At 46.0% G+C, this 22,753-nt stretch carries 18 protein-coding genes; 13 read left to right on the top strand and 5 right to left on the bottom strand.

What is annotated here, in order from left to right; translation table 11 throughout:
• Positions 1-14: 14 nt before the first annotated feature.
• The 6 genes from kdpB to AC5JBY_RS07270 all read left to right on the top strand — a co-directional run bounded on the left by kdpB (position 15) and on the right by AC5JBY_RS07270 (position 6,532).
• The gene (gene kdpB, locus AC5JBY_RS07245) at positions 15-2,066 is read left to right on the top strand and encodes a potassium-transporting ATPase subunit KdpB (protein WP_495903896.1); all 2,052 of its coding nucleotides are present in this window, start codon (positions 15-17) and stop codon (positions 2,064-2,066) included.
• A gap of 40 nt (positions 2,067-2,106) precedes the next feature.
• Positions 2,107-2,661 carry a K(+)-transporting ATPase subunit C gene (locus tag AC5JBY_RS07250; RefSeq protein WP_495903897.1) on the top strand — a complete coding sequence of 185 codons (555 nt, stop codon included), beginning with the start codon at positions 2,107-2,109 and terminating at the stop codon, positions 2,659-2,661.
• Positions 2,662-2,747: 86 nt separating this feature from the next.
• On the top strand, positions 2,748-3,107 hold the full coding sequence (locus tag AC5JBY_RS07255) for a DUF7674 family protein (RefSeq protein ID WP_495903898.1): 360 nt from the start codon (positions 2,748-2,750) through the stop codon (positions 3,105-3,107).
• Positions 3,108-3,124: 17 nt separating this feature from the next.
• Entirely contained in the window at positions 3,125-3,709 is a 585-nt protein-coding gene (locus AC5JBY_RS07260) for a GNAT family N-acetyltransferase (protein WP_495903899.1), read from the top strand.
• On the top strand, positions 3,702-4,823 hold the full coding sequence (locus tag AC5JBY_RS07265) for a sensor protein KdpD (RefSeq protein ID WP_495903900.1): 1,122 nt from the start codon (positions 3,702-3,704) through the stop codon (positions 4,821-4,823). Before AC5JBY_RS07260 ends, AC5JBY_RS07265 begins: the two co-directional genes overlap by 8 nt.
• An 8-nt stretch (positions 4,824-4,831) precedes the next feature.
• Complete coding sequence (locus AC5JBY_RS07270) at positions 4,832-6,532, top strand: sensor histidine kinase (protein ID WP_495903901.1); 1,701 nt, start codon at positions 4,832-4,834, stop codon at positions 6,530-6,532.
• A gap of 14 nt (positions 6,533-6,546) precedes the next feature.
• Here the strand turns inward: AC5JBY_RS07270 and AC5JBY_RS07275 are convergent, their stop codons facing one another.
• Entirely contained in the window at positions 6,547-7,296 is a 750-nt protein-coding gene (locus AC5JBY_RS07275; RefSeq protein ID WP_495903902.1) for a sensor histidine kinase, read from the bottom strand.
• 194 nt (positions 7,297-7,490) lie between these two features.
• Here AC5JBY_RS07275 and AC5JBY_RS07280 point away from each other — a divergent pair, with 194 nt between their 5' ends.
• The 7 genes from AC5JBY_RS07280 to AC5JBY_RS07310 all read left to right on the top strand — a co-directional run bounded on the left by AC5JBY_RS07280 (position 7,491) and on the right by AC5JBY_RS07310 (position 15,275).
• Entirely contained in the window at positions 7,491-8,288 is a 798-nt protein-coding gene (locus AC5JBY_RS07280) for a hypothetical protein (protein ID WP_495903903.1), read from the top strand.
• 2 nt (positions 8,289-8,290) lie between these two features.
• Entirely contained in the window at positions 8,291-8,980 is a 690-nt protein-coding gene (locus AC5JBY_RS07285; protein WP_495903904.1) for a hypothetical protein, read from the top strand.
• Positions 8,977-9,924, top strand: a complete 948-nt coding sequence (locus AC5JBY_RS07290) for a hypothetical protein (RefSeq protein WP_495903905.1) — start codon at positions 8,977-8,979, stop codon at positions 9,922-9,924. Before AC5JBY_RS07285 ends, AC5JBY_RS07290 begins: the two co-directional genes overlap by 4 nt.
• 594 nt (positions 9,925-10,518) lie before the next feature.
• Positions 10,519-11,847 (top strand): outer membrane beta-barrel protein, encoded by a 1,329-nt coding sequence (locus AC5JBY_RS07295; RefSeq protein ID WP_495903906.1) that lies wholly within the window; start codon positions 10,519-10,521, stop codon positions 11,845-11,847.
• 81 nt (positions 11,848-11,928) lie between these two features.
• Entirely contained in the window at positions 11,929-12,738 is an 810-nt protein-coding gene (locus AC5JBY_RS07300) for a DUF6597 domain-containing transcriptional factor (RefSeq protein ID WP_495903907.1), read from the top strand.
• 71 nt (positions 12,739-12,809) lie between these two features.
• On the top strand, positions 12,810-13,277 hold the full coding sequence (locus AC5JBY_RS07305) for a DUF6265 family protein (protein WP_495903908.1): 468 nt from the start codon (positions 12,810-12,812) through the stop codon (positions 13,275-13,277).
• 372 nt (positions 13,278-13,649) lie between these two features.
• A complete protein-coding gene (locus AC5JBY_RS07310) occupies positions 13,650-15,275 on the top strand; it encodes a T9SS type A sorting domain-containing protein (protein ID WP_495903909.1) in 1,626 nt (541 codons plus the stop codon).
• Between the two features lie 162 nt (positions 15,276-15,437).
• Here AC5JBY_RS07310 and AC5JBY_RS07315 read toward each other — a convergent pair whose 3' ends face one another.
• Genes AC5JBY_RS07315 through AC5JBY_RS07330 form a run of 4 tightly spaced genes read right to left on the bottom strand, consistent with a single transcriptional unit; the run spans position 15,438 to position 22,551 of the window.
• The gene (locus AC5JBY_RS07315; RefSeq protein WP_495903910.1) at positions 15,438-17,846 is read right to left on the bottom strand and encodes a hypothetical protein; all 2,409 of its coding nucleotides are present in this window, start codon (positions 17,844-17,846) and stop codon (positions 15,438-15,440) included.
• Positions 17,847-17,883: 37 nt separating this feature from the next.
• A complete protein-coding gene (locus tag AC5JBY_RS07320; protein ID WP_495903911.1) occupies positions 17,884-19,035 on the bottom strand; it encodes a DUF4249 domain-containing protein in 1,152 nt (383 codons plus the stop codon).
• An 11-nt stretch (positions 19,036-19,046) separates the two neighbouring features.
• On the bottom strand, positions 19,047-21,824 hold the full coding sequence (locus AC5JBY_RS07325) for a TonB-dependent receptor (protein WP_495903912.1): 2,778 nt from the start codon (positions 21,822-21,824) through the stop codon (positions 19,047-19,049).
• 1 nt (position 21,825) lies between these two features.
• Positions 21,826-22,551 (bottom strand): hypothetical protein, encoded by a 726-nt coding sequence (locus AC5JBY_RS07330; RefSeq protein WP_495903913.1) that lies wholly within the window; start codon positions 22,549-22,551, stop codon positions 21,826-21,828.
• Positions 22,552-22,753 lie beyond the last annotated feature (202 nt).

Consider the following 22,753-nt stretch of genomic DNA (forward strand, 5'->3'; position numbering starts at 1 on the left):
TAAAATTGAACACAATGAAAAGTAATAATAGCAATACACTGTTTCCCCGGGCCATGGTGCTGAGCGCCCTGAAACAGTCTTTTGTAAAACTGAATCCCAAAAGCATGTTCCGCAACCCGGTCATGTTTACCGTGGAGCTCGGCACCTTCATCATGTTGGGTGTTTGTATCTGGATCGCCGCGGGTGAAGCATCACAGGGCAGCCTGGCCTACAACGCCATCATCACTGCCATACTCTTCATCACGGTACTGTTCGGCAACTTTGCTGAAGCCATTGCCGAAGCACGGGGTAAAGCGCAAGCCGATAGTTTGCGCAAGACAAGAGAAGATACGCCTGCCAAAAAGATATTTCCGGTAGGAGAGATCTATACCAATGAAGTGAAAGTGGTGCCTTCTTCGCAACTGCGCAAAGGCGACCGGTTTGTGTGCGAGGCGGGTGATGTGATCCCCATGGATGGAGAGATCATTGAAGGGTTGGCTACTATCGATGAATCAGCCATTACCGGTGAATCTGCTCCGGTGATCAGGGAAGCGGGCGGTGATAAATCATCTGTTACCGGTGGTACCAAGGTATTGTCCGACAGGATTGTGGTACAAGTGACTACCGAGCCAGGCGAAAGCTTTCTCGATAAAATGATTGCGTTGGTGGAAGGCGCTTCGCGTCAGAAGACTCCGAATGAGATAGCATTGACTATCTTACTGGCCAGCTTCACGCTCATCTTTATTATCGTGTGTGTAACGCTGAAGCCTTTTGCCGATTACGCCAATACGTCTATTACCATCGCTGCATTCATCTCTTTGTTTGTGTGTCTTATTCCTACTACGATCGGTGGGTTACTTTCTGCCATCGGTATCGCAGGTATGGACAGGGCGCTGCGCGCCAATGTGATCACCAAGAGTGGTAAGGCAGTAGAAACTGCCGGTGACCTCGATACTTTGTTGCTCGACAAAACGGGTACCATTACCATTGGTAATCGTAAGGCTACCCGGTTCTGGCCTTCCGGCAACGTAAAAGAAAACGACTTCATTGAAGCTTGTATCCTTGCTTCGCTGGCTGATGAAACACCTGAAGGTAAATCCATCATCGAGCTGGCTACCAACAAAGGAGTGAAGCATACGCCATCTGCCAACGGAATTAAGTTTATTCCCTTTAGCGCCGAAACGCGCAGCAGTGGTGTAGACCTGAGTGATGGCACCAAAATCCGTAAAGGCGCCTCCGATGCAATCAAGACGCTTGTCAAGAAGGCCGGCAATGGTTATCCCATCGAGACCGAAGAAAAAGTACAACAGATCGCAAAGCTTGGTGGCACACCGCTCGTGGTAAGTCGCAATGAGTCGGTGCTGGGTGTGATCGAATTGCAGGATATCATCAAGCCTGCTATCCAGGAACGTTTTGAGCGCCTGCGTAAAATGGGTGTTAAGACCGTGATGGTGACCGGTGATAATCCGCTCACTGCAAAATACATCGCTGAAAAAGCGGGTGTAGATGATTTTATTGCCGAGGCTAAACCCGAGGATAAGATGAACTACATCAAGAAAGAACAGCAAAGTGGTAAACTGGTAGCCATGATGGGCGATGGTACGAACGATGCGCCCGCACTGGCACAGGCTGATGTAGGCGTGGCTATGAACAGTGGTACGCAGGCAGCCAAAGAAGCCGGTAACATGGTGGATCTCGACAATGATCCTACCAAGCTCATCGAGATCGTGGAGATCGGCAAGCAATTGCTGATGACGCGTGGTACGCTCACCACGTTCTCTATTGCTAATGACGTGGCCAAATACTTCGCTATTGTGCCGGCGCTGTTTATCACTTCTATTCCTGCTTTGCAGGCGCTGAACATCATGCACCTGAAAAGCCCTGAGAGCGCCATCCTCTCCGCCATCATATTCAATGCACTCATTATCCCGATCCTGATACCGCTGGCATTGCGGGGTGTGGCGTACAAACCTATTGGTGCGAGCGCCTTGCTGAGAAGGAATCTGTTCATCTATGGCCTCGGTGGTATCATCGTTCCGTTCATAGGTATCAAACTGATCGATATGTTGTTGGGGCTGTTTATGTAACCTGACAGCAAAACGAGTAATCAATCATAAATAATAAGCAATGAAAAAGTATATATTACCTGCCTTGAAGCTCACTGTTGTAATGATCGTGTTGCTGGCATTGGTATACCCTTCCCTCATAGCCGCTGTTGGTAAAGCAGCGCCCGGTGCAGGAAAAGGTGAAACGGTTGTAGTGAATGGCAAAGTAGTGGGCTATGCGCTCATTGGTCAGAAGTTCACAGACGATAAATATTTCCAGGGCCGTCCTTCTGCGGTAGATTATAACGCTGCAGGTTCTGCCGGTTCCAATAAAGGTCCTTCCAATCCTGATTACCTGGTGGTAGTGCAGGAAAGGATCGACAGTTTCCTGGTGCATAATCCCGGAGTGAAGAAAGAAGAAATTCCTGCCGAGCTGGTCACTGCTTCGGGTAGTGGCCTCGATCCGGACCTTTCGCCCGCTGCTGCCAGGATCCAGGTAAAAAGGATTGCAGCTATCCGCAAGCTGGATGAGTTGAAACTCACAGCCCTGGTAGAGCAACATATCCAAAAGCCGCTCCTGGGACCTGCTAAGGTGAATGTGCTTAAGCTCAATGTGGCATTGGACAAACTCCAATAAGTAATTTTTGCGTGTGCTTACTTACTCCTTTCAAAATGAAAAAGCCCTTTCCTTTTTGGAAAGGCTTTTTCCCAAATCCATCAGTCATGATTACTCAATACGAAGTACCCTCTCTCTTGAAAGAAGAGCTTCCAAGATTAACAGGCGATAACTACCCTTCAAGATTTGCCATGGATGTATATAAATCCGTACAGTGTTTTTCCGATTATACAAAGCAGGCGGTGGAAGACCACAACTTCAACCTTGCTCAAAAATGTTTTCATGTGGCAGAGGGGCTGTACCGTGATGGTGACGCCATCGTAAAGAATGTGATTGAGAACGTTTTCGTTTTCTCTATTACTTCCTTTATGCCTAAAGATCGTATCCAGAAACTCATACTACAATCCATTATCCCTGCTTCCCTGTATACCGTATATGTAAAGCAGGTAATGGGAAGCGGTTGCTAACGTATAAAAACAAAATCATGGAACCTGATAGTATCATCGTCCGCTATGCGGACAGTAACGACGAACAATATGCTCAACAGATAATCAATGAAATGGAAAGCTCTGCAAAAGCCCGGGGAACCGGCATTTCCAAACGTTCACCGGAATCTATAGCCCTTAAAATGCGGGAAAGGAAAGCCGTGATAGCCCTGACAGCAGTTGGCGAATGGGTAGGTTTTTCCTACATAGCCGTGTGGGCCAACGGAGAATTTGTTTCCAACTCCGGGTTGATCGTAAATCCTTTGTACCGGAGGCAGGGTGTGGCTAAAGCCATCAAGGAAAAGATATTTCAGCTCTCCCGGGAAAAATACCCCCAGGCAAAAGTATTCAGTATCACGACCAGTATGGCGATCATGAAAATGAATACCCATCTTGGATTTGAACCTGTGACGTTTGATCAGTTAGCCGTCGGTGAAAGTTTCTGGCAGGGTTGTAAGAGCTGTGTCAATTATGATATTCTGCAAGGGAAGCAATGTAAGAACTGTCTTTGTACAGCCATGCTGTTTACCCCTGCAAGGAAAAAAATTAACTTAGAGAATACTATCCAACATCATCATGCCTGATCGGGATAAAAATGTAGAACACTTCATTGAGCTTATCCGTCAGTCACGACGCGGGAAGTTCAAGATATACATTGGCATGAGTGCCGGTGTGGGGAAGACTTATCGCATGTTGCAGGAAGCGCATACGTTGCTGCGCAACGGCGTGGATGTGAAGATAGGTTACATCGAAACGCATAACCGGAAAGAAACGCATGCATTGCTGGATGGATTGCCCGTGATTCCCCGCCGCAAGCTTTTTTATAAAGGGAAGGAGCTGGAAGAGCTCGATGTGCAGGCCGTTCTGAACCTGCACCCGGAAGTAGTGGTGGTGGATGAGCTGGCGCATACCAATATAGAAGGCAGCAAGAATGAAAAGCGCTGGCAGGATGTGATGGATATACTTGATGCCGGTATCAACGTGATCAGCGCTGTCAATATACAGCACATTGAAAGCCTGAATGAGGAGGTAAAAGAAATAACCGGTATCGAAGTGGCAGAGCGTGTGCCGGATAGTATTTTGAAGCAAGCTGATGAAGTGGTGAACATCGACCTGACAGCCGACGAACTCGTGACCCGGCTGAAGGAAGGGAAAATATATACGCCCGAGAAGATCGAGACTGCGCTACGCAACTTCTTTCAATCGGAAAAGATCCTGCAGCTGCGTGAGCTGGCACTCAAGGAAGTGGCCAGCCAGGTGGAGCGCAAGATAGAGAATGAGCTGCCAAGGAATGCTGCACGGCAGGAGCGTTTCCTGGCCTGCATCAGCAGCAACCATGAAGTGGCGCGGAAGGTAATACGCAAAACGGCCCGGCTGTCGAGCTATTACAATTCCAAATGGTACCTGCTGTATGTGCAAACGCCCCGGGAAGATGGTGACAAGATCGGGCTTGCTGCGCAACGCCACCTGATCAACAACTTCAAGCTGGCGACGGAGCTGGGCGGGGAGGTGATTAAAATTAAACATAGTAATATTGCCAAGGGGATCATCGAGGCTGCTGAACAGAAAAAGGTAACGACCATTTGTATTGGGAAACCACACCTCAGCCTGTTCAATGTGATCATGAATACAGCTGTGTTCAACCAGTTGTTGAACAAGCTGTCTGCCGCAGATATCGATATTGTTATCCTGTCATAACTTATACCATGGGTATTCGTTTAAAAACAAAGTTGTCGCTGGGCCTGGGATTTCTCTTCCTGGTGATCCTCACTTTTGGGATCCTCAGCCTCTATTATATTAACCGCCTCAGCGGTGATGCCAATCGCATTCTCAAGAATAATTACGAGTCGCTGGTGTATTCCAACAACATGTTGAAGGCACTGGAGGATATTCCGGAAGATCCTGCGGCTGTTGCCGCATTCGATTCCAGTCTGCATAAACAGGAAATCAACGTAACAGAGTCGGGAGAAAAAGAGCTGACGGAATCTCTGCGCAAGAACTTTAAAGAATTGCTGGCTGCTCCAACAGACTCTTCCAACTACCAGCAATTGCGGGAGTCGATCCGCATGATCAATGACCTGAACCAGGATGCTATCCTGAAGAAGAACGCCATTGCCACTGCGACTGCCGAGAGCGCACAGCTTTGGCTTACTATCATATTCTCCACGTTGATCCTCATCGTACTCACGTTCATTTATAATTTCCCTGGTGTGATTGCCGAGCCCATTGCCAAGCTGGCCGAAGGTATCAGGGAGATTGCCAATAAGAACTATGGCAAACGCATTTACCTTAAACAGGACGATGAGTTTGGAGAGTTGGCGCAGGCATTCAACAGCATGGCGGGCAAGCTCGATGAATATGAGAACAGCAATCTTGCCAAACTCACTTTTGAAAAGAAACGTATCGAGACGATCATCAACCAGATGCGTGATGGTATTATAGGGCTGGATGAAAAGAATCATATTCTATTTCTCAATGCTGTTGCCGAGAAGCTGCTTGGACTTAAAGAGGCTGATATTATAGGTAAGTATGCGCCCGATCTTGCACTCAGGAACGACCTGATGCGTACACTCCTGCGGGAAGAAGCGCCTAAAAAGGAGCTGAAGATATTTGCCGACAACAAAGAGAGTTATTTCAACAAGGATGTGCTGGACGTAATGAACAATGGACAGCTGGCGGGACAGGTGATCGTGTTGCGCAACATTACCATCTTCCACGAGTTGAATGAGGCCAAGACCAATTTTATTGCCACCGTTTCGCATGAACTGAAAACGCCTATATCTTCTATCAAGATGAGCGCTCAGCTGTTGACCGACAACCGGGTGGGCGAATTGAATGCCGAGCAGCAGGAGCTGACAAAGAGTATCCGCGAAGATGCCAACCGGCTGCTGAATATTACGAGCGAGCTGCTCAATATGTCGCAGGTAGAAACGGGAAATATACAATTGAAGCTTCAGCCGTCACGGCCGGAAGCTATTGTAGAGCAGGCTATACAGGCTGTTCAGTTTCAGGCACAGCAGAAAAGTATTACGCTTCATCCTCAGCTGTCGCCACAACTGCCCGCAGTGCAGGCCGATATGGAAAAGACTTCCTGGGTATTGATCAACCTGCTTACCAACGCCATTAAGTATTCTCCCGATGCTTCCGATATCGATATCGCCGTGCGGCAGGATGGTCAGCAGATCATTTTTACTGTAACGGATCATGGCAGAGGTATCGATGAAAAATACCTGCCGCGTTTGTTCGATCGCTACTTCAAAGTGCCGGGCACACATGAACGCAATGGTACGGGTCTTGGCCTTGCGATCTCCAAAGAATTTATAGAAGCCCAGGGTGGGACGATCTGGGTGAAAAGCCGTATCGGCGAAGGCAGTCTTTTTGGTTTCAATCTGCTACAGGCCAGGTAATAGAAGAAGGCCACTCAGGCAGCAGGAACAGAAATAGTGATGGTGGTGCCTTCGGCCGGAATGCTATTGACCATAAACTGTCCTTTAATAAGTAATACCCTATTGCGCATATTGGACAGTCCTAATCCGGAAGACAGCTTTTTTGATTGATTAACTGTTTCCATATCAAATCCTTTACCATTGTCTGATACCTGTATCTTAAGCTCTTCTGCTTCATAGGTGATCTGTAAGTTAATGACAGTTGCTTCTGCGTGCTTGACAATATTATTCAGTAGTTCCTGCACTACCCGGAACAGGATCAGTTCATCCTGTGGCTTAAGACTTATTATCGAACCGTATTCCTGAAATTGTGTCTCAAATGATCCGGATTTCTGGAGAATGTTCAATTGGTGTCCGATGGCTTTGCTTAAGCCAATTTGAGAAACATAATCGGAGTTGATGCTCTTGGCTACATCTCTTAGATCCCTTATTGATTTGGAGATCATGGTAATAGATGTGTTCAATTTTTCTTTATCGTGTTCCTCCTGTACTGAGGAAATACCATTCAGGTTCAGTTTTACGAAGGTTAATGCCTGTCCAATATTGTCATGTATTTCCTGGCTGATATTTTTAAATGTTTCCTCTTGTATTTCAATCCTGGACTGCATCAGGGCTTCCGCGTGTTGCTTGTCGATCTCCAGCAATTGCTGGGTGAGACGGAACTTCTTTTTTTGATAGAATAGTACAATTCGGATGAGTATGACAGCCAGCAATAGCATAATCATACTTCCCCCAATAAGCATTACGATAACCTCGCGATTGGAAATCATTGTATTAAATATAGATAAGTGTACAATGAAAAAAGCTATGTAAAGGAAGGTGTTTCCTTTATTGAATATAAGGTGTTTTTCACGTTTTTCAACATACGTACTTCCTCGAATATTACAGCGCCAATATTTCTTAACTCAAACTATTATATATGCCAAACCCATGTTTTGATGTACCCGTTCCTGCGATATTTGTAGGGAAAGCTATTACCCGTTCCCGGATCGGGCATTTTATGATAAATAAATATATCCCGTTATGTAATGCAATCAGCAAAGAACTGGATACTCGCTTTTTATTTTTTTCGGCTACTGATTTCGATAAGATGATGTCTTGTTTTTTTGATGCTGATGAAGCAGATAAAGTAGATGGTCTCAGAATATATATAGCGGATTATAGTAGCGAGGGCAAGCCTTTTGTTCCTAAAGGTCACGGCGGTAAATTGACGCTTATATTTTCGCCTACAAAGAACGACGAGGACGATGAACCTCGTGACGTTGGCAAGTATTATTCTGTTCCTCCTGGTAAGAGTTTTGACCCTGATGAATGTGAATTAGAAACGGTGGTTGCCAGTGATTGGGTTTTCAATTATGAACACAAAAAGCTGGTGATATTGAAGACGACAACAATCGATAACGTCGACGATACAAAGGCGATACATTTTACAAAGCTGCAAATCGATGACTTGATAAAGGAAATCGATTGTCAGAAAGCTACGGGTATCAAAATTTACTTCGGTTCTGTTGATCCGGATGATGAAAATGACGACTCTCCTCATAAAACAAAGTTGTTGCTTCAATTTGTACTGACGGAGAGGGTGGGATCTGTTGAAAAAGATTTTCATATTGAAGATAGAGATGGTTTTGATGAACGTCCCGTGTCAGGTGATTTTGATACCGGCAATCCCTGCCCACCTGCCTTTTGTAATTCTAAGGACCTTCCATTACCTTAACTATGCTGACTATACTTGTAGATCTCTACGTTTCTTTAATTATACCGGCCTTCCTGATCAGCCTAATCGTGCTGGATAAAAAGTATCCGAAGTACTTGAGGGTCTTCATTGTCATCCTGGGTTGCGATCTTGTATTGGAAGCATGGGCTAATTATTGGCCGATACCCTTTTCGTTAGAGCGTAATGGTTTATATAACGTGGTAATGCTAGTAGAATTCTGGGGTTATGGGTTTTATTTCTGGCATGTACTGCACAACAAAACTATCAGAAGAATTATTCGGGTCTACCTGATCTTATTTCCAGTTATTTGGGGCGTACTAGTATTTTTTGTTGCAGGGTTTAATACCTGGAATAGTCATGTTGCTGTAGCAGGCAGCATTGTCATGATCGTATTGTCGGCCTGGATGTATTACCAGCTATTTACCCAGGAGCCAATGGTAAAGCTGATCAATAGTTTTGCGTTCTGGATAGCTACAGCATTGATCGTCTTTTTTTCCTGCAACTTTACCTATCTCGGGACGCTGAATTTCCTGAGTAATTTGGATAGAGCAACTGCCCATCGCCTACTCATTATGTTACAACTGTCCAATGTTCTTTTTTATAGCCTCATCACCTGCGCATTTATCCAGCTTTATCGCACGATACGAGAAGATGGAAAAGCAATTTCTAATAATATAAATGGTGTATCATGAACGATCCCAATAATTATGGTAAGAGCTTTCATTTCACAAAGGTAAAAGGTGGGCTGACTGTTGATACTACAAAAGACAACATAGGCCCGAAAAAAGGTTATCTGATGACGGTGATTGACTTATACAGTGACGAAGAACACCATTCTCGAGTAGACACCGCAGGGCAGAATCTTTCAGAAATTGTGAAAAAGACCAAATTTCTTGTGCTTGTAGGGCATGGTATTAGTGGTGTCTTAGGTATAGGCACAGGCCGTTTTTTTAATGGGAAGTGTAGTGATAAATGCATAAGTCTGGATAATCAAGGAATTTGGGAAACAATTTTTGGCCAGTTAAGTACAAATAGGATTGAGAATCTTTATTTGTTGAGTTGTTTTACCGGAGCTGGAGAAAAAGGAGCTAAACTATTGCATACACTGGCCAATAGTATTAATGCGACGGTAGTAGCTCCAACTGGACGGATTCTTTTATTTCCAGGTAGCGGTTTATTTCAACTGGAAGCAAAGGCCGAGTGGCAGGTAGCGCAGCCATCTGGACCACAACCAGATACTATAAATGCACCTCCGGTTAAGATCGCAGAATTTACCAATAAGATCAGGGTGTTTAATGCTCCCCGGCATTTCGAGGTGCCTGTGAAACAAATTACCTCCATAGGAATAGCCAGTTCAACGAATCTAAACAAGTGGAACGAGATACCCGCTGAGGGATTTGTACCCCTGCTTAGTATGATTGAGTTTATTACCTGGGAAAACCTCGATGATGGTGTGATGGCCAGTTTGGTTACCGGTATTTTGAAAATAGAATTTGATACTAACGATGGTTACCCCATAGAAAAAGTAGAGCGGAAGTATTTTATTCTCAGTAACCGGTATCTGCAGGATAGTGTATATCCAAATATTGTGTATCCATGTAAGGAAGAAATTGAAAATTATCTGAGCGAACGGTGATGTTATTCACTTTCTAGTTCAATCATCTACTTTTCCAACGGCAGTAAATCATTGATTTACTGCCGTTGTTCATTTCGGTACATTGCCTTCATAGTCTTATAATCGATGGTATCTTTTTCATTTTAATAGGCACCTTTTCATTTTGAAAGGGTGTCTATCATATTTCTATTGCTCCACTTTTCCTGTATCATCTTCTAAAACATTGTCCTGTAAAGGTTTCAAGCCCGTTGGTACAACTGACGCTTTTTAGGGCACCCCTTTTGACTCCTCACTGGCCAAATCACAAACAAAAATGAAAAGGACAGTTATCACTATCGCTATCTCCGCCCTATTAGGTAGCGGTTCCTTTGCAAACGGCAATGGACAGGGGGAGTAGCCAACGGGGAAATATGCCCCCTCACGATCCAACATCTGAAGAAAAACTGGTCATCCGTACCTGCTTTTCATTATGCTCTCGATGCTCAGTTTCGCTCCGACAGCGAACTGAGCGCCTGGGACCCTTATCAGAACATGTACAAAGTAAAATACCTGCTCAGGCAGGCATTGTCGAACTAAACTCCAGATCAGACTTCAAACATTCTTAAAAAACACACAATGAAGAAAAGTTTATTATTAGCCGCGTGTTTAGGTGCAACCGCCGTGCTGAACGCTCAAAGTGATACCACCGCCCCAGCTCCTAAAATACCATTTGATGGCATGGACCTCGGATGGATCAATGGACAAAACAGGCAATCGGATTTTCCGTTGGTACTGAAAGATAAAAAGGGTGAGACCATCCTTACCGGCGTGGCTTATGTAGATGCTTATTTCAACTACGACTTCCACAAGCCTAAGGACAATACACATACCATCTCTTCCAGTATAGGCCGTAGCAATGAGTTTACCATCAACATGGCCAGTGTTGGTATTGAAAGTTATTACAAGAACATCATCGGCCGTCTTTGGCTGCAATATGGCCAAATGGGCTCTATCGTTCAGGACCTGGATGGTACTGCCAACCATGGTAAGAACTCCAGCATCGGTAACCTTAAATACATTCGTGAGGCGGCCGCTGGTTATCACTTCAACAAGTGGTATGGCATCAATGTAGAGATGGGTATCTTCATGAGTTATATTGGCCTGGAAAGCTATGTACTTGGTGAGAACTGGTCTTATCAGCGTAGCATGGTGTGCGAATTCACGCCTTTCTATTTCCAGGGATTACGCGCGCAGGTGTTTCCTTCTAAAAAGTTTAAAACGGAGTTGTGGCTGCTCAATGGCTGGCAAACTTACAATGGCTGGAACTCAGGTATCGGTATCGGCTCTTCCAGTTATTACCGTCCTACGGAGAATCTGCAATTGGTAGCTAATTTCTACCTCAATGGTCAGGATACGCGAAACAATTCCAGCGTGAGGCGCTTTCACCATGACAACAGTGTTGTTGCGCGATACTATAAGAACAAAGAAAGCAAGGGTATTTCCCAGGCTGCTTTCAGTATCAACAGCCACTATGGTTTTCAAACTGGCGGTGGTATAAAGGCAAAAGACAACTACATGATGGGCACGTCGGTTTCTAACCGCGTATGGTTCAACAGGAATAAACTGGCGCTTACCCTGAGAGGGGATGTGCTTACCAATCCTGGTGTGTACCTGGCTTATGCGCCTTCTCCTGTTGCACCTAATGACTTTACCGATGCCATCGGTGCTGATCCCAAACAAAAGCTGAACCTGCAACAGTTTACGACCACATTCGATATCATGCCCAATGACCATTTCACATTGCGCTTCGAATATGGATACCGTCATAGTAATGTACCTTATTTCGCCGGTCCCGGTGGTACCACTTCCCCTGATGGCTGGGCCGATACGCCTGCTGGCGCCTGGCGTCCCGACCTCAGGAAAAGCGAGAACCGCGTTTTGGTGGCCGCCAGCTTCAGGTTGTAAGAATGAGTATTATATGTGCCTGTAGCAAAGGGGATGCTTCTGCATCCCCTTTTTTATTAGTTTTAGTGAAAACCTGCGTGCGTGATCTTTAAAAGAATTACACCCCCGTCCGATCTGGAAAGGATCATCGACTGTTATTGGATCATAGAGAATGATGATCCGACTCCTTACCAGCAAAAGATCATTCCCGATGGTTATTGCGAGATCATCTTTCATTATAAAGACCCTTACCGTATTTGTCTTACAGATACCTGGGAGCAACAATCTATGCATCTTGTGGCTGGTCAGATCAGCCGGCATTTCTTCCTGGAGAATACAGGGCAGTCTGGTATTATTGGCATCAAGTTAAAGCCGACTGTTCTTACGCATTTGTTTGGCCTGGAAATGCATGCGCTCACCGATAAGGTGGTGGATGTGCCGGTAGTGCTGGGAACACGGCTGGAAAGCCTTGAGCAAAGCCTGCGCCTTACACAGGATCATGACGAATATGTGAACTTGCTTAATGATTACTTCCGGAAGTTATTGTTGGCTGTTGATTATAAAGTATCTCCTGCCGATCAGGCCGTTGACCTCATTTTTGCACACAAGGGCATGATTGCCGTGACGGATATGGTGGAGCGTACTGGTGTGGGCGAACGACAGCTGGAGCGGTTGTTTAAAAAGTATGTTGGTTTATCGCCCAAGTTCTTTGCCCGTGTTGTTCGGTTCAGCACCATCTTTCAGCTTATTCAGCAGGAAGACCCGGGTTGGGCCGGGCTCGCTTATGAATCCGGTTATTACGATCAATCGCATTTTATCCGGAATTTCAAGGCGTTCACGGGCGAAGATCCCTCCCGTTATGGCTTTGATGAAAAGAACATGGCCAACTTTTTCCTGAAAAAGAAATCCTAATGCCCATGTCGGCTTTGTACAATACCAGGTGTAGGAGAGGATTTACTTTCGTAGTAAAATATTATATGAGCATGAAGCATACCCTTATCGCCCTTTTGCTGGCGCTGTTGGCCGAAGGCCTGCAAGCGCAGGATATTACAAAGGCAACTACCGACAATTTTAATAAGCTCACCTGGCTTGCAGGGACCTGGAACCGGACGAATGTGAAGGCAGGTCGCAAGGCGCATGAACGGTGGGAAATGATGGGCAGCCAGGCCATGAAAGGATTTGGCGTAACGATGAAGGAGCAGGATACCGCCTTTGTAGAGAAGCTGGAACTGGTGATCAAAGACAATAAGATATGGTATGTGGCTGATGTGGCGCAAAATAAAGCGCCTGTCTTCTTTGAACTTACCGCCATTGCCAATGATGGTTTTACCTGCGAAAACGCTGCTCATGATTTTCCGAAGAAGATTGTATATAAGTTGAATGGCAATAAACTGGTAGCTACCATCTCTGGTGATGGCAAATCATTCGACTATTTATTTGAACGCTTATAGGCGGCCATGAAAATGATCAACAAAAAGACCAGCCTCATGAGGCTGGTCTTTTTGTTTGCGTTTATTCTTGCGTATTTATACTCATAAAAACTGTTGCTGATGACGCATTATCCATTATACGGATATCTTATCCGTATAATGGATAGGAATCCCCATTGTAGTAAAGGTGATAGTTCTATCTTTGGCCCGACCTGTGTTGAATACCTTTTTTGATTCTACAGCCCTGTAGACGCTTTGTTTTGTAGCTGGATACTTTACTTCACTTGAGATCTTACTAAATGTTCGGATAGGATATCCTGTCAGATGGTTATTTTATTTGTTTCACTTGAGGAGATACGATGTACTCAATTGCTTACCTCTAAATATGTGCTTATGGCAAACAGAAATTTTACACTCGGAAGAAATGTTCTTACATGCGTGCTTTTATTGCATGGTCTGATCGTTATCACGGCTTTTACAGGCAATAACCGCACCAAAAATACTGGTAATGTTCGCGTATATCAGCCGCCGGCAGCATTGTTTCCCGGCCTTCTCGATGACACTGATCTTGACGGGGTGCTGGACGGTGTGGATGTAGATGATGACAATGATGGCCTTATCGATCTGTTTGAAAGCCCTACCGGACTTAATCCGTTGGGTGATAATAACGGTAATACCGTTCCCAATTACCGCGACAATACAGAGGCCGGATGGGTGGATGTGAATGGAGATGGCATCGATGACCGCTACGATATGGATCGTGACGGGATCATCAATACTCATGATTTTGATACTGACGGAGACGGTATTCCTGATGTGCTGGAAGCCGGGTTTCATGATATCGATGCAAATGGAAAGATAGATGGTCTTTCTATCAGTAGTATTGGATTGAACCTGAATGTGCCCATAGGGTTCATTGCTCCGAATCATGACACTGATCCCTTACCCGATTTTCGCGATATTGATTCGGATGGCGATGGTATTACCGATAATGTAGAGGCTCAGTTTACCAATAGTTATGTGCTGCCTTTGGGGACGGATGGCGACAACGACGGGATAGACGATGCTTATGATAAGGATAATAATTTTTTCTATACTCACCAGGGGCTGATTCCTGTCAACTTCCAGGGCGCTGTGGATATACTCCCTGATTATATTGATGCAGATGCCGATGATGACGGAAGGCCAGATATTGTAGAAGGACATGATGCGAATTTGAATGGGGTGGCTGATTACACACCCACTGGTACGGATGTCGATGGCGATGGCCTCGATGATGCCTTCGATCTCGATAATACAGGACCTAATACCCGCAGTCAGGGGATGGCTCAGGCTCCCGGTGCGCCTTTCTTTTCTACTAACCCTCCCGCAGATCCTACCGGAACACTTGGGGCACGGGGACCCCTGCAAAGAACACTTCCTTCTGATCTCGACCGGACCTGGAGAAGTTTCAATTCTACGTTGCCGCTTACGCTGGTAAGGTTTACAGCCGCGAGACAAGACGGCAGCATAGTGCTCAATTGGGAATCGGAAAATGAGGTCAACTTCCGGGAATATGTACTGGAAAGAAGCAAGGATGGTTTAAACTTTACTGTTGTGGCTACTATACCTGGTAAGGGCGGATTGCAGGCTTTGTATGCTTACACAGATAACCTGGGTACGCAGGCTGCCAGCAAACTGTATTACAGGTTGAAACAGGTTGATAACAACGAGCGCTTTGTTTACAGCAGGATACTGACAATAACTACGCAAAAGATTGTAGGTATGTCGATGAGTGTGTCACCTAACCCATCCAGCGGTAATGCAAACATTAGTATTGTATCAGATAAGAAGCGGAATATCACTATTAATGTGTTTGACAATATCGGCAGGTTGCTGATCACTCAGCGTACGGGTGTTGGTGCAGGTGATAATGTTGTGCCGCTTTCAAAAGCCAATACGCTTCAGGGTGGTGCGTACACGGTGATCATCAATGACGGTGAACAAAGGCTGTCACAAAAATTACTGATACAGAAATAACTCAGTGTAAGGTCGGCGCATAGTAAGCAAGATAGGGCCCTTCCTGCATGAGGGGCCCTTTTCCTTTTAAGCCGAAGAACTAATCAGGTATAAAAACAAACCCTGGCAGTTGTGCTGCCAGGGTTTTCTATGTTAAAGCAAGTATGCTTACTTAAATAAGAATTATTTCACTTCAAATGTAAATGAGTAACTGCCTGCATGTCCGTTGTTGTCCATGCCTTGCAGTACTGCTACGTATTTGCCTTTCAGATCGGAGGTAAAGAATTGAACGGCCGCTTTGCCATTGGCATCGGTTTGTATATTGGGCGACCAGTGTAATACATTCCTGAAGTCGGGCAGGCGGCTGGCTGTTTGCTCAGGTGTTTCATAAACAGGCGCGTAGAATTCCCGCTGAAGCTGCAGGCCGTCATAATCCAGGATCACGGCTTTGTTGTCGAGCTTCAGGTCAGTGAGGTCACCATGATAGGTATTGAAACTAATAATGCCATCAAAAGTAAACTCGCCATTCACGTACCGGTCGGTAACTACCTGCAGCACCCGCATCTTCAGCGGATCATAGGTCATGATCTTTTGAACGCTCACGGGAACTCCATCCAGCAAAACGAGTGGCTGGCTCTTATAGTGCCTTTCAGTTTCCCAGTTAAAAATATACAACAGGAACTGCCCGTCGCTTTTTCTAACGGCAACGTCTGGAACATATTCCCGTAATATCTCTTCCGTGGTGGTAAACCGTACGTAATCGTCCAGCAGGTATTTTTTGTAACCGGTGCCAAAGAATGGTGTCGTATCTATTTTCGGTATGTCGAATTGAGTTAAGCGATCACTAAAGAAAGCATTTTGTACCTGCATATTAATGTTGCCTTCTGTAAGAGTTTGTTGCAGTTGGGGTGAGAGAGAGAAAGGGGAAGGGCCATGTGCCGCATACTGATCGGAGAATGGATTTCGGATATCTACATGGAAGTTGCTGTCCAGCTGTCCTTCTGTTTGGATAATGATCTCCCCCGGTCCATAATAGTTGCGTACATCAAATTGTATATCGCCTTTGTTGCTGCTCAACACCGGGTAAAACTGCAGCTTGGTGCTTGCTATCGACAGGTAAGTTCTGGCATTGGATACAGGAGCGCCGGTAGCCGCATGGGTGATCTTGCCGGAAATGAAATGTCCATCGAATTCAGGGATGTATTCAAAGGATGCCGTGCTGTTCTTCAACAGGTCTTGCCAATTGAATCGGCGCCATCCATGTACCAGCATCAGGTTGTCCAGTGCTCCTGCTACTTCTATATTGGGTAATGAGAAATAATATTCAGGAGATTCAATGGTTCCTTTTAGGTCAGAACTGAGCCACAGGTAGCTTAGGATATTGCTCTTGTCCTGTAAAGGGAGTGAATCCATTCTGTAAACGGACAACGACAGGTTAGCCGGCACGGCTTTGCCCGCAGTGGTAGCAGTATTCAGGGTGAAGTCTACTTTCTTCCGGTTGTCGTATTGTGTTGCCTGGCCGGTAGTGCCAATGGATAATACCTGTTGCAGTTGTTTAAAGTAGAGCCGTTCACATACCGGTTGTCTTGATTCGTTGAATATGGTGAGTTGTGAAATGCCTTCTCCCAGCTGGGTCTTATCGATCGTAAAGCGGGCTACACCATTTGTGACTGCTTTTTTAGTGGCCACTTTTACTGACTGATGGCTATGTACAAACAGGAATACTTCTTCTGATTGTTGTGACCGTGCAGGCATATTGGAGCTTACGCTTACCAGCAATTGTCCATTGGCATCTTCCTGTAATTGCATCACGTATCCATTGTCATAGATGGCTGGAAATTGACCGGTAATTGTTTTGCCATCTTCGGTGTTGATCACGGCGGTATAGCTGTCGCCGGCAGCAGGGGTGAAGGAGAAGTTGCCAATGCCAAACCTGGTGGGTTTGAATTGGGTTACTACTTCATTGCGTTGGTTGATCAGCGAGCCGTTGAAGTTGATGCCTTTGCCATATTGGTCGGTGACCTGAAAGGCTACCTTGCTGTTGATGCCTCTCACCAGGTTGCCACCTTCGGGAAAGAATCTTGCCGTGTGCCTGATGGTATCGGCTACTACTGCAGGAAGTGGTTTTAAGGAATTTACAATGCTGATCTGCTGTTCGAAGAAATAATCGGGCCCAAAGTTCTTCATCCAATTGGTATAGGCCCTTAATGTATAATTGCCGGCGGTGATGGAGGAGGGGAGGTAAAATGATCCGTTTCCTTTTCCGTCCTGCAAAGACACTTTCCCTTGCATCACCGGTTTATTGTCTTTGTCAAGGATCTCTACGTAGGCTACTTTGCTCAGGTCATAGGGCTTGTTGCTGGCGCCATCGACGTAATATATTTTGAACCAAAGTATTTCTCCGGCCAGGTAAAATCCTTTATCGGTATGTACGTATACTTTTTCGGCTACAGCTTTTTCCCGGTACGCATTGAAGCGGGTTTGTATTGCGTTGTCGAAATCCTGTGCTGTTGTGGAGACACTATTCAGCAGGAGACAGCCAGCCAGTAATGGTACTACTTGTTTTACTATCGTGCGTGATGTGCGGTACATCCAATTCGTTTTAGGTTATACTGATGTATTCTCGGGTTTATCGGGGCCAGAAGGTTGGCTTCAGGTGAACGCCGGTGAGGGTGCAAATCACACAGGCGATATCGGAACCATAATAAGTAACGATTGCTCCCGTTGGGCTTGTTTCGGCTGCCATGGTCGGCGTGAGATAACTGTAGGCACGTACAGAATCCGGAATATTCGGCACCAACGTTTGTGCACAGCCTGAGCGGTATCCCCAATCGTCCAGATCGGAAGGTTGGATAAATACCCGTTTCTCATACACGTCGGCCACGTCGATGAATCCAATCACTACTTCTAATGGATTGTTTACAGCGTGTATGTTTCCTACCAGTTCCGATGGCTGAGCATCGAATAGAGTACCTGTTGCTTCTGTATTCTTCTTCATCCTTGACAAAAACTCATATCCATTTTTGCTCAGGGCATTTTGTCTTACGTTGATGCTATACAGTACGCTTATCTTTTGTGAACCACGTGGAATGAAATGGATCGGAAGGTCAACGCTATCTTTGATGAGCTTGGCTGTTGAGCCGAGCAGGATGTTGGTAGATGTTTCAGTTCTCCAGCACACATAAACATTCGTATCGGTAGACTGGTCGGGGTACTTGTATTTGACACCATTGATGTCTCCCGTAGCGTTCCTGGTATATTCCAGCTGGGTAGTAAATGCAGAATGGAATTCCCAGGTCTCTGACCACTCCCAACGGTAGTAGCGGGTGTTGCCTTGCGCATCATGTGCATTTACATAGATCTCCAATCCATTGGCGGGTTGCTCCCAGCGGATGCCGTCGATGGGAGGTGTTTTGATGACCTTGGTAAAATCTGATCTGTATTCTTTGCTGTCGGAGGTTTTGATATAAAGCCGGTACTTCACATTGGCGTTGAGTGTCAATTGTGGTACAGTATATACTCCCGGGGAAGTTTCGCTTAATGGAAATTGAGTGTTGTTTTCTCCTTCTACCCGCACGATAGCACTCCGCTCATTCTTCGGCCGGGTACTGTCGGCCAGCAGGATGGCGCGTGAAAGCCGGATGGTGGTGGGACCTGTACCGCTGTTGATCGTGCCGTCAACCACGAGGTAGCCATTTACCGGTTGGGTGATCTGTGGCTCAAAGCGCTGCTTGCAACCCAGCGCCAACAACAGTATACAACTATATAAAAGCTTTTTCATACAAGCGGTATTTAGAAACGAATGTTATAATTGATGAAAGGAATGATGCTGCCGAATATGGATAGTTTGTATCCATTAACACGGCCGTTCTCAGACGTGAAGTATACTGAGTATGGATTCTTCCTTCCGGTAAGGTTGTATAAGCCGATTGTCCAGGAGTTGTGAAACTTCTGCTTCAGCTTGTGGTTGCCTTCCACGATCATGGCAAAGTCGGTACGGAAATAGTCGGGTATGCGATAAGAGTTCCTGTCGGCATACAAGGCACGCCATGAACCGCCATAATAATAACGACCAATGGGCAGGGTTACCGGCCGGCCGGTGCTATAGGTGCCATTGATGGAGATGCTGAAACGGTGGGTGAACCGGTAGTTGCCTACCATCGTTACATCATGGGGCTTATCGTAGTTGGCCGGGTAATACTCGCCGCGGTTGATGATCTCACCCGTGTTGGGGTCGTCCATTTTCAACTCGATGCGGGAATAAGTATAGCTCAGCCAGCCGTTCAGTTTTCCGTTTTGTTTTTTTATCATCACTTCCACGCCGTAGCCTCTGCCTTTGGTGCCGATCACATCTGTCTCGATGGTGTGGTTCATCACCAGTGAGGCGCCACTCTTGTAGTCGAGGTAATTCTTGATGTTCTTGTAGTAAACTTCCACTGAGGTCTCGATGGAGTTGGACCTGAAGTTCTTGTACAGGCCAAAAGAAACCTGGTCGCCAATTTGCGGTTTGATGTTCGGGTCGCTCAGCTTCCAGATATCAGTAGGCGAAATGGCCGTGGTATTGGAGAGCATGTGGATGTACTGACGTAATGAGTTATAACCCGCCTTGATAGAGAAACTGGGCGAGAGGGCATAGCGTGCTGAAAGCCGCCATTCGGGACCGCCATAGGTTTGGATCACATCGCCTTTGCCATAGGTTTTTGTTTCCAACACGTTGTCTGAGTTCTTGGGAAGGTTAGGTGCATAGCTATTGATCTTGCCTGGGCCGAGATAATGGTAGAATGAATAGCGGGCGCCTGCCTGGATGGTAAAGTCTGGCGTGACGTTCCATTTTTCTGACAGGTAGATGGCGCTTTCCTGGGCCTGCTCGGCCTGTACTTCATCCAATGAGATCAGTGACTCTTTGCCCAGCGGCTGGTATTTGCCGGGGTGGAGTTTGTAACGGATCGTGCTGGCGCCAAAGTCGATGGTATGTTCTGGATTCAGGTACCAGGTGAAGTCGGCCTTGAAGTTGAACTGGTTGATGTCGAAGCCCAGTTTGTAGGCATTGATCTCGTTCTTTTCGCTTTGTATATAATAGGCGTAGCGATCGTATCCTGTTGTAAGGAAGCCTGTTAATTTGTTATTGAAGAGGTGTTTCCACTTGATAGAGATGTTGTTGTTGTTATATCCGTAAGTGGTATCACTGTTGAGGTTGAAACGGTCCCTGCTGGTGTAGCCGGTAAAATACAGGTTGTTCTTTTTGTCGAACTGGTGGCTGATGTGCAGGTTTACATCATAAAAAGAGGCCTTGCTGTTCTCATATTCATCGGGCAGCAGGTTCAGCATCCATTTGGCGTAGGTGGTGCGGGCGCCGAGAATGAAGGAGGTCTTTTCTTTTTGGATAGGGCCTTCGACATTGATGCGGCTGGTCAGCAGGCCAATGCCTGCAGTGCCTGTGAATTCTTTTTTATTTCCTTCGCGGCTGGAGATGTCCAATACGGAAGATAAGCGACCTCCGAATTTAGCCGGTATGCTGCTCTTGTACAGTTCAACATCTTTTACCACGTCGGGGTTGAAGGCGGAGAAGAAACCAAAGAAGTGGGAGGGGTTGTAGATGGTAGCATCATTGAAGAGGATCAGGTTCTGATCGGCAGAGCCACCGCGTACGTTGAAGCCTGTGCTTGCCTCCCCTACTGATTTTACACCAGGCAGGGTGAGTACTGCTTTTAGGATATCCGCCTCACCGAATGCGGTAGGTATTTGTTTGATAGCCCTGATCGTTAATCGCTCGGTGCCCATTTGCACATTGCGGATATTGGCCACCTTTTGAGCCGACACGATCACTTCTTTCAGGGAGATGACGCGCTCTTCCATGTTGATGTTCAACTCGCCTCCTGTATACAGCTGGATCTGGCGTTTGGTGTCTTTCATACCGATGCCCTGTATGTTCAGCACATATCTTCCTTTGGGAATCGTAAGTGAAAAGTAGCCGTATTGGTCGGTAGCTGTTCCAATAGAAGTGCCGGGAATGGTGATGGAAGCGCCTACAATAGGCTCATCGCTTTTGATATTACGCACGTGGCCTGCAACGGTCACGTTGCCCGGTCCGCCGCTATTGGCCTTGCTGCCTATTTCAAATAACTTGTTCTCGATGGAGGCGTCTGCCCGTACTTTCTTTTTATCACCATAATCCGGAACGCCTGTAAGGTCTCTGCGAACGGTATCCTTTGCTTTGGCAAAGAAGCCGGCCGGCAGCTCTGGTCTGATGATCGCTCCTTTGGTGATGAATACGTATTGCTTATCGGGCAGGATGGTAAAATGAAAGTCGGTGTTCTCAAAAAGCTGTTCAAGGGCTTTTTGCAGGGGCTGGTTGTTAATAGCGATGCTAATGCGGAGGCTGTCGAAGTGAACAGGATCGTAGTAAAAGTGGTAGCCGGTTTGTCGCTCCAGTTCTTGCACGATCACATTGACCGAAGTATCGCTTAAGATAATACTTACTGGCTTTGGGTTGGTTTGCCGGGCTTGTGCCGTGCCTGCAAAATACAACAGGGCTACGCCAAGGACCACAAGGAAAGGCAGTCGTCTCATATCAGTTGTTTAAGGAATCGTAATGGATAGCTGCTTGCAGAATTGCGTTCTCTTTATCTTTTCTGAATTTTATCTTTTGTTTTCTCAGGTGTTGCTTTATCTCGCGGGCGTGGTCTTTCAGCAGGGAGAGGAGGCCGCTTCTGGTGCGGATAATATGGTACTTGCCACCTTTGAGGAGGTAGTAGCTGTATTGTTCCATGAACTTTCTTTCGAGCACATCTTTGACAGTCTCTTCTATGAACTTGTGGCGCCTCACCAGCATAGTGGTGCGGCCTGCATACATTTGATCATAAAGACCCGTTTCCAGGATAGCATGGCGCAGGCTGTCGCGCTCAATGTGAACGAAGTGGTGACCATTCAGGGTGAACTCACTTACTTTCTCCGTGAAGAGCGACATGCGGAAAAAGCCATTGTAGTGGAGGATGACAACCCTGTCTTTTACGGCATCGTACATCATTTGTACGGTATCATAGAAAATGCCATCGTATACGATGCTGCCTTTTCTCCAGGTGCTTTCGAGAAAAAAAGGGATGTTCTCGATCTTGGGGGAATAACCAACGAATTCTATACCGTTGTACAGACGTGATTGTTTGTCGACGTAATGGTGATAGCTGCTCACGGCGTTGTGCGTAGCCACTGCTGTAAAGTTGTTGTTGGTAGCAGTGTCCTGCGCCAAAACAGCAGTGCCTACAAAGGCAGTACAGATAAGTAGCAGTCGTTTTAGCATTAGTTGTAATATGAATGTTAAGGGCTGGTGCCAATTTACATTATTTCCGTTGAGCCTTAACCGTTTTTTCGACAGGCGAACGATTTTAGGGATTAATCTTTTTTTAATGTCGCCCATTTACATAACCACTGTCAAATAATATTCCTGCGGTAAAGTCTTTTCTTCATTGTATTTTTAGGCAACCCAATTATTATCCCCTGCA

It is taken from the genome of Paraflavitalea sp., from assembly GCF_059502485.1.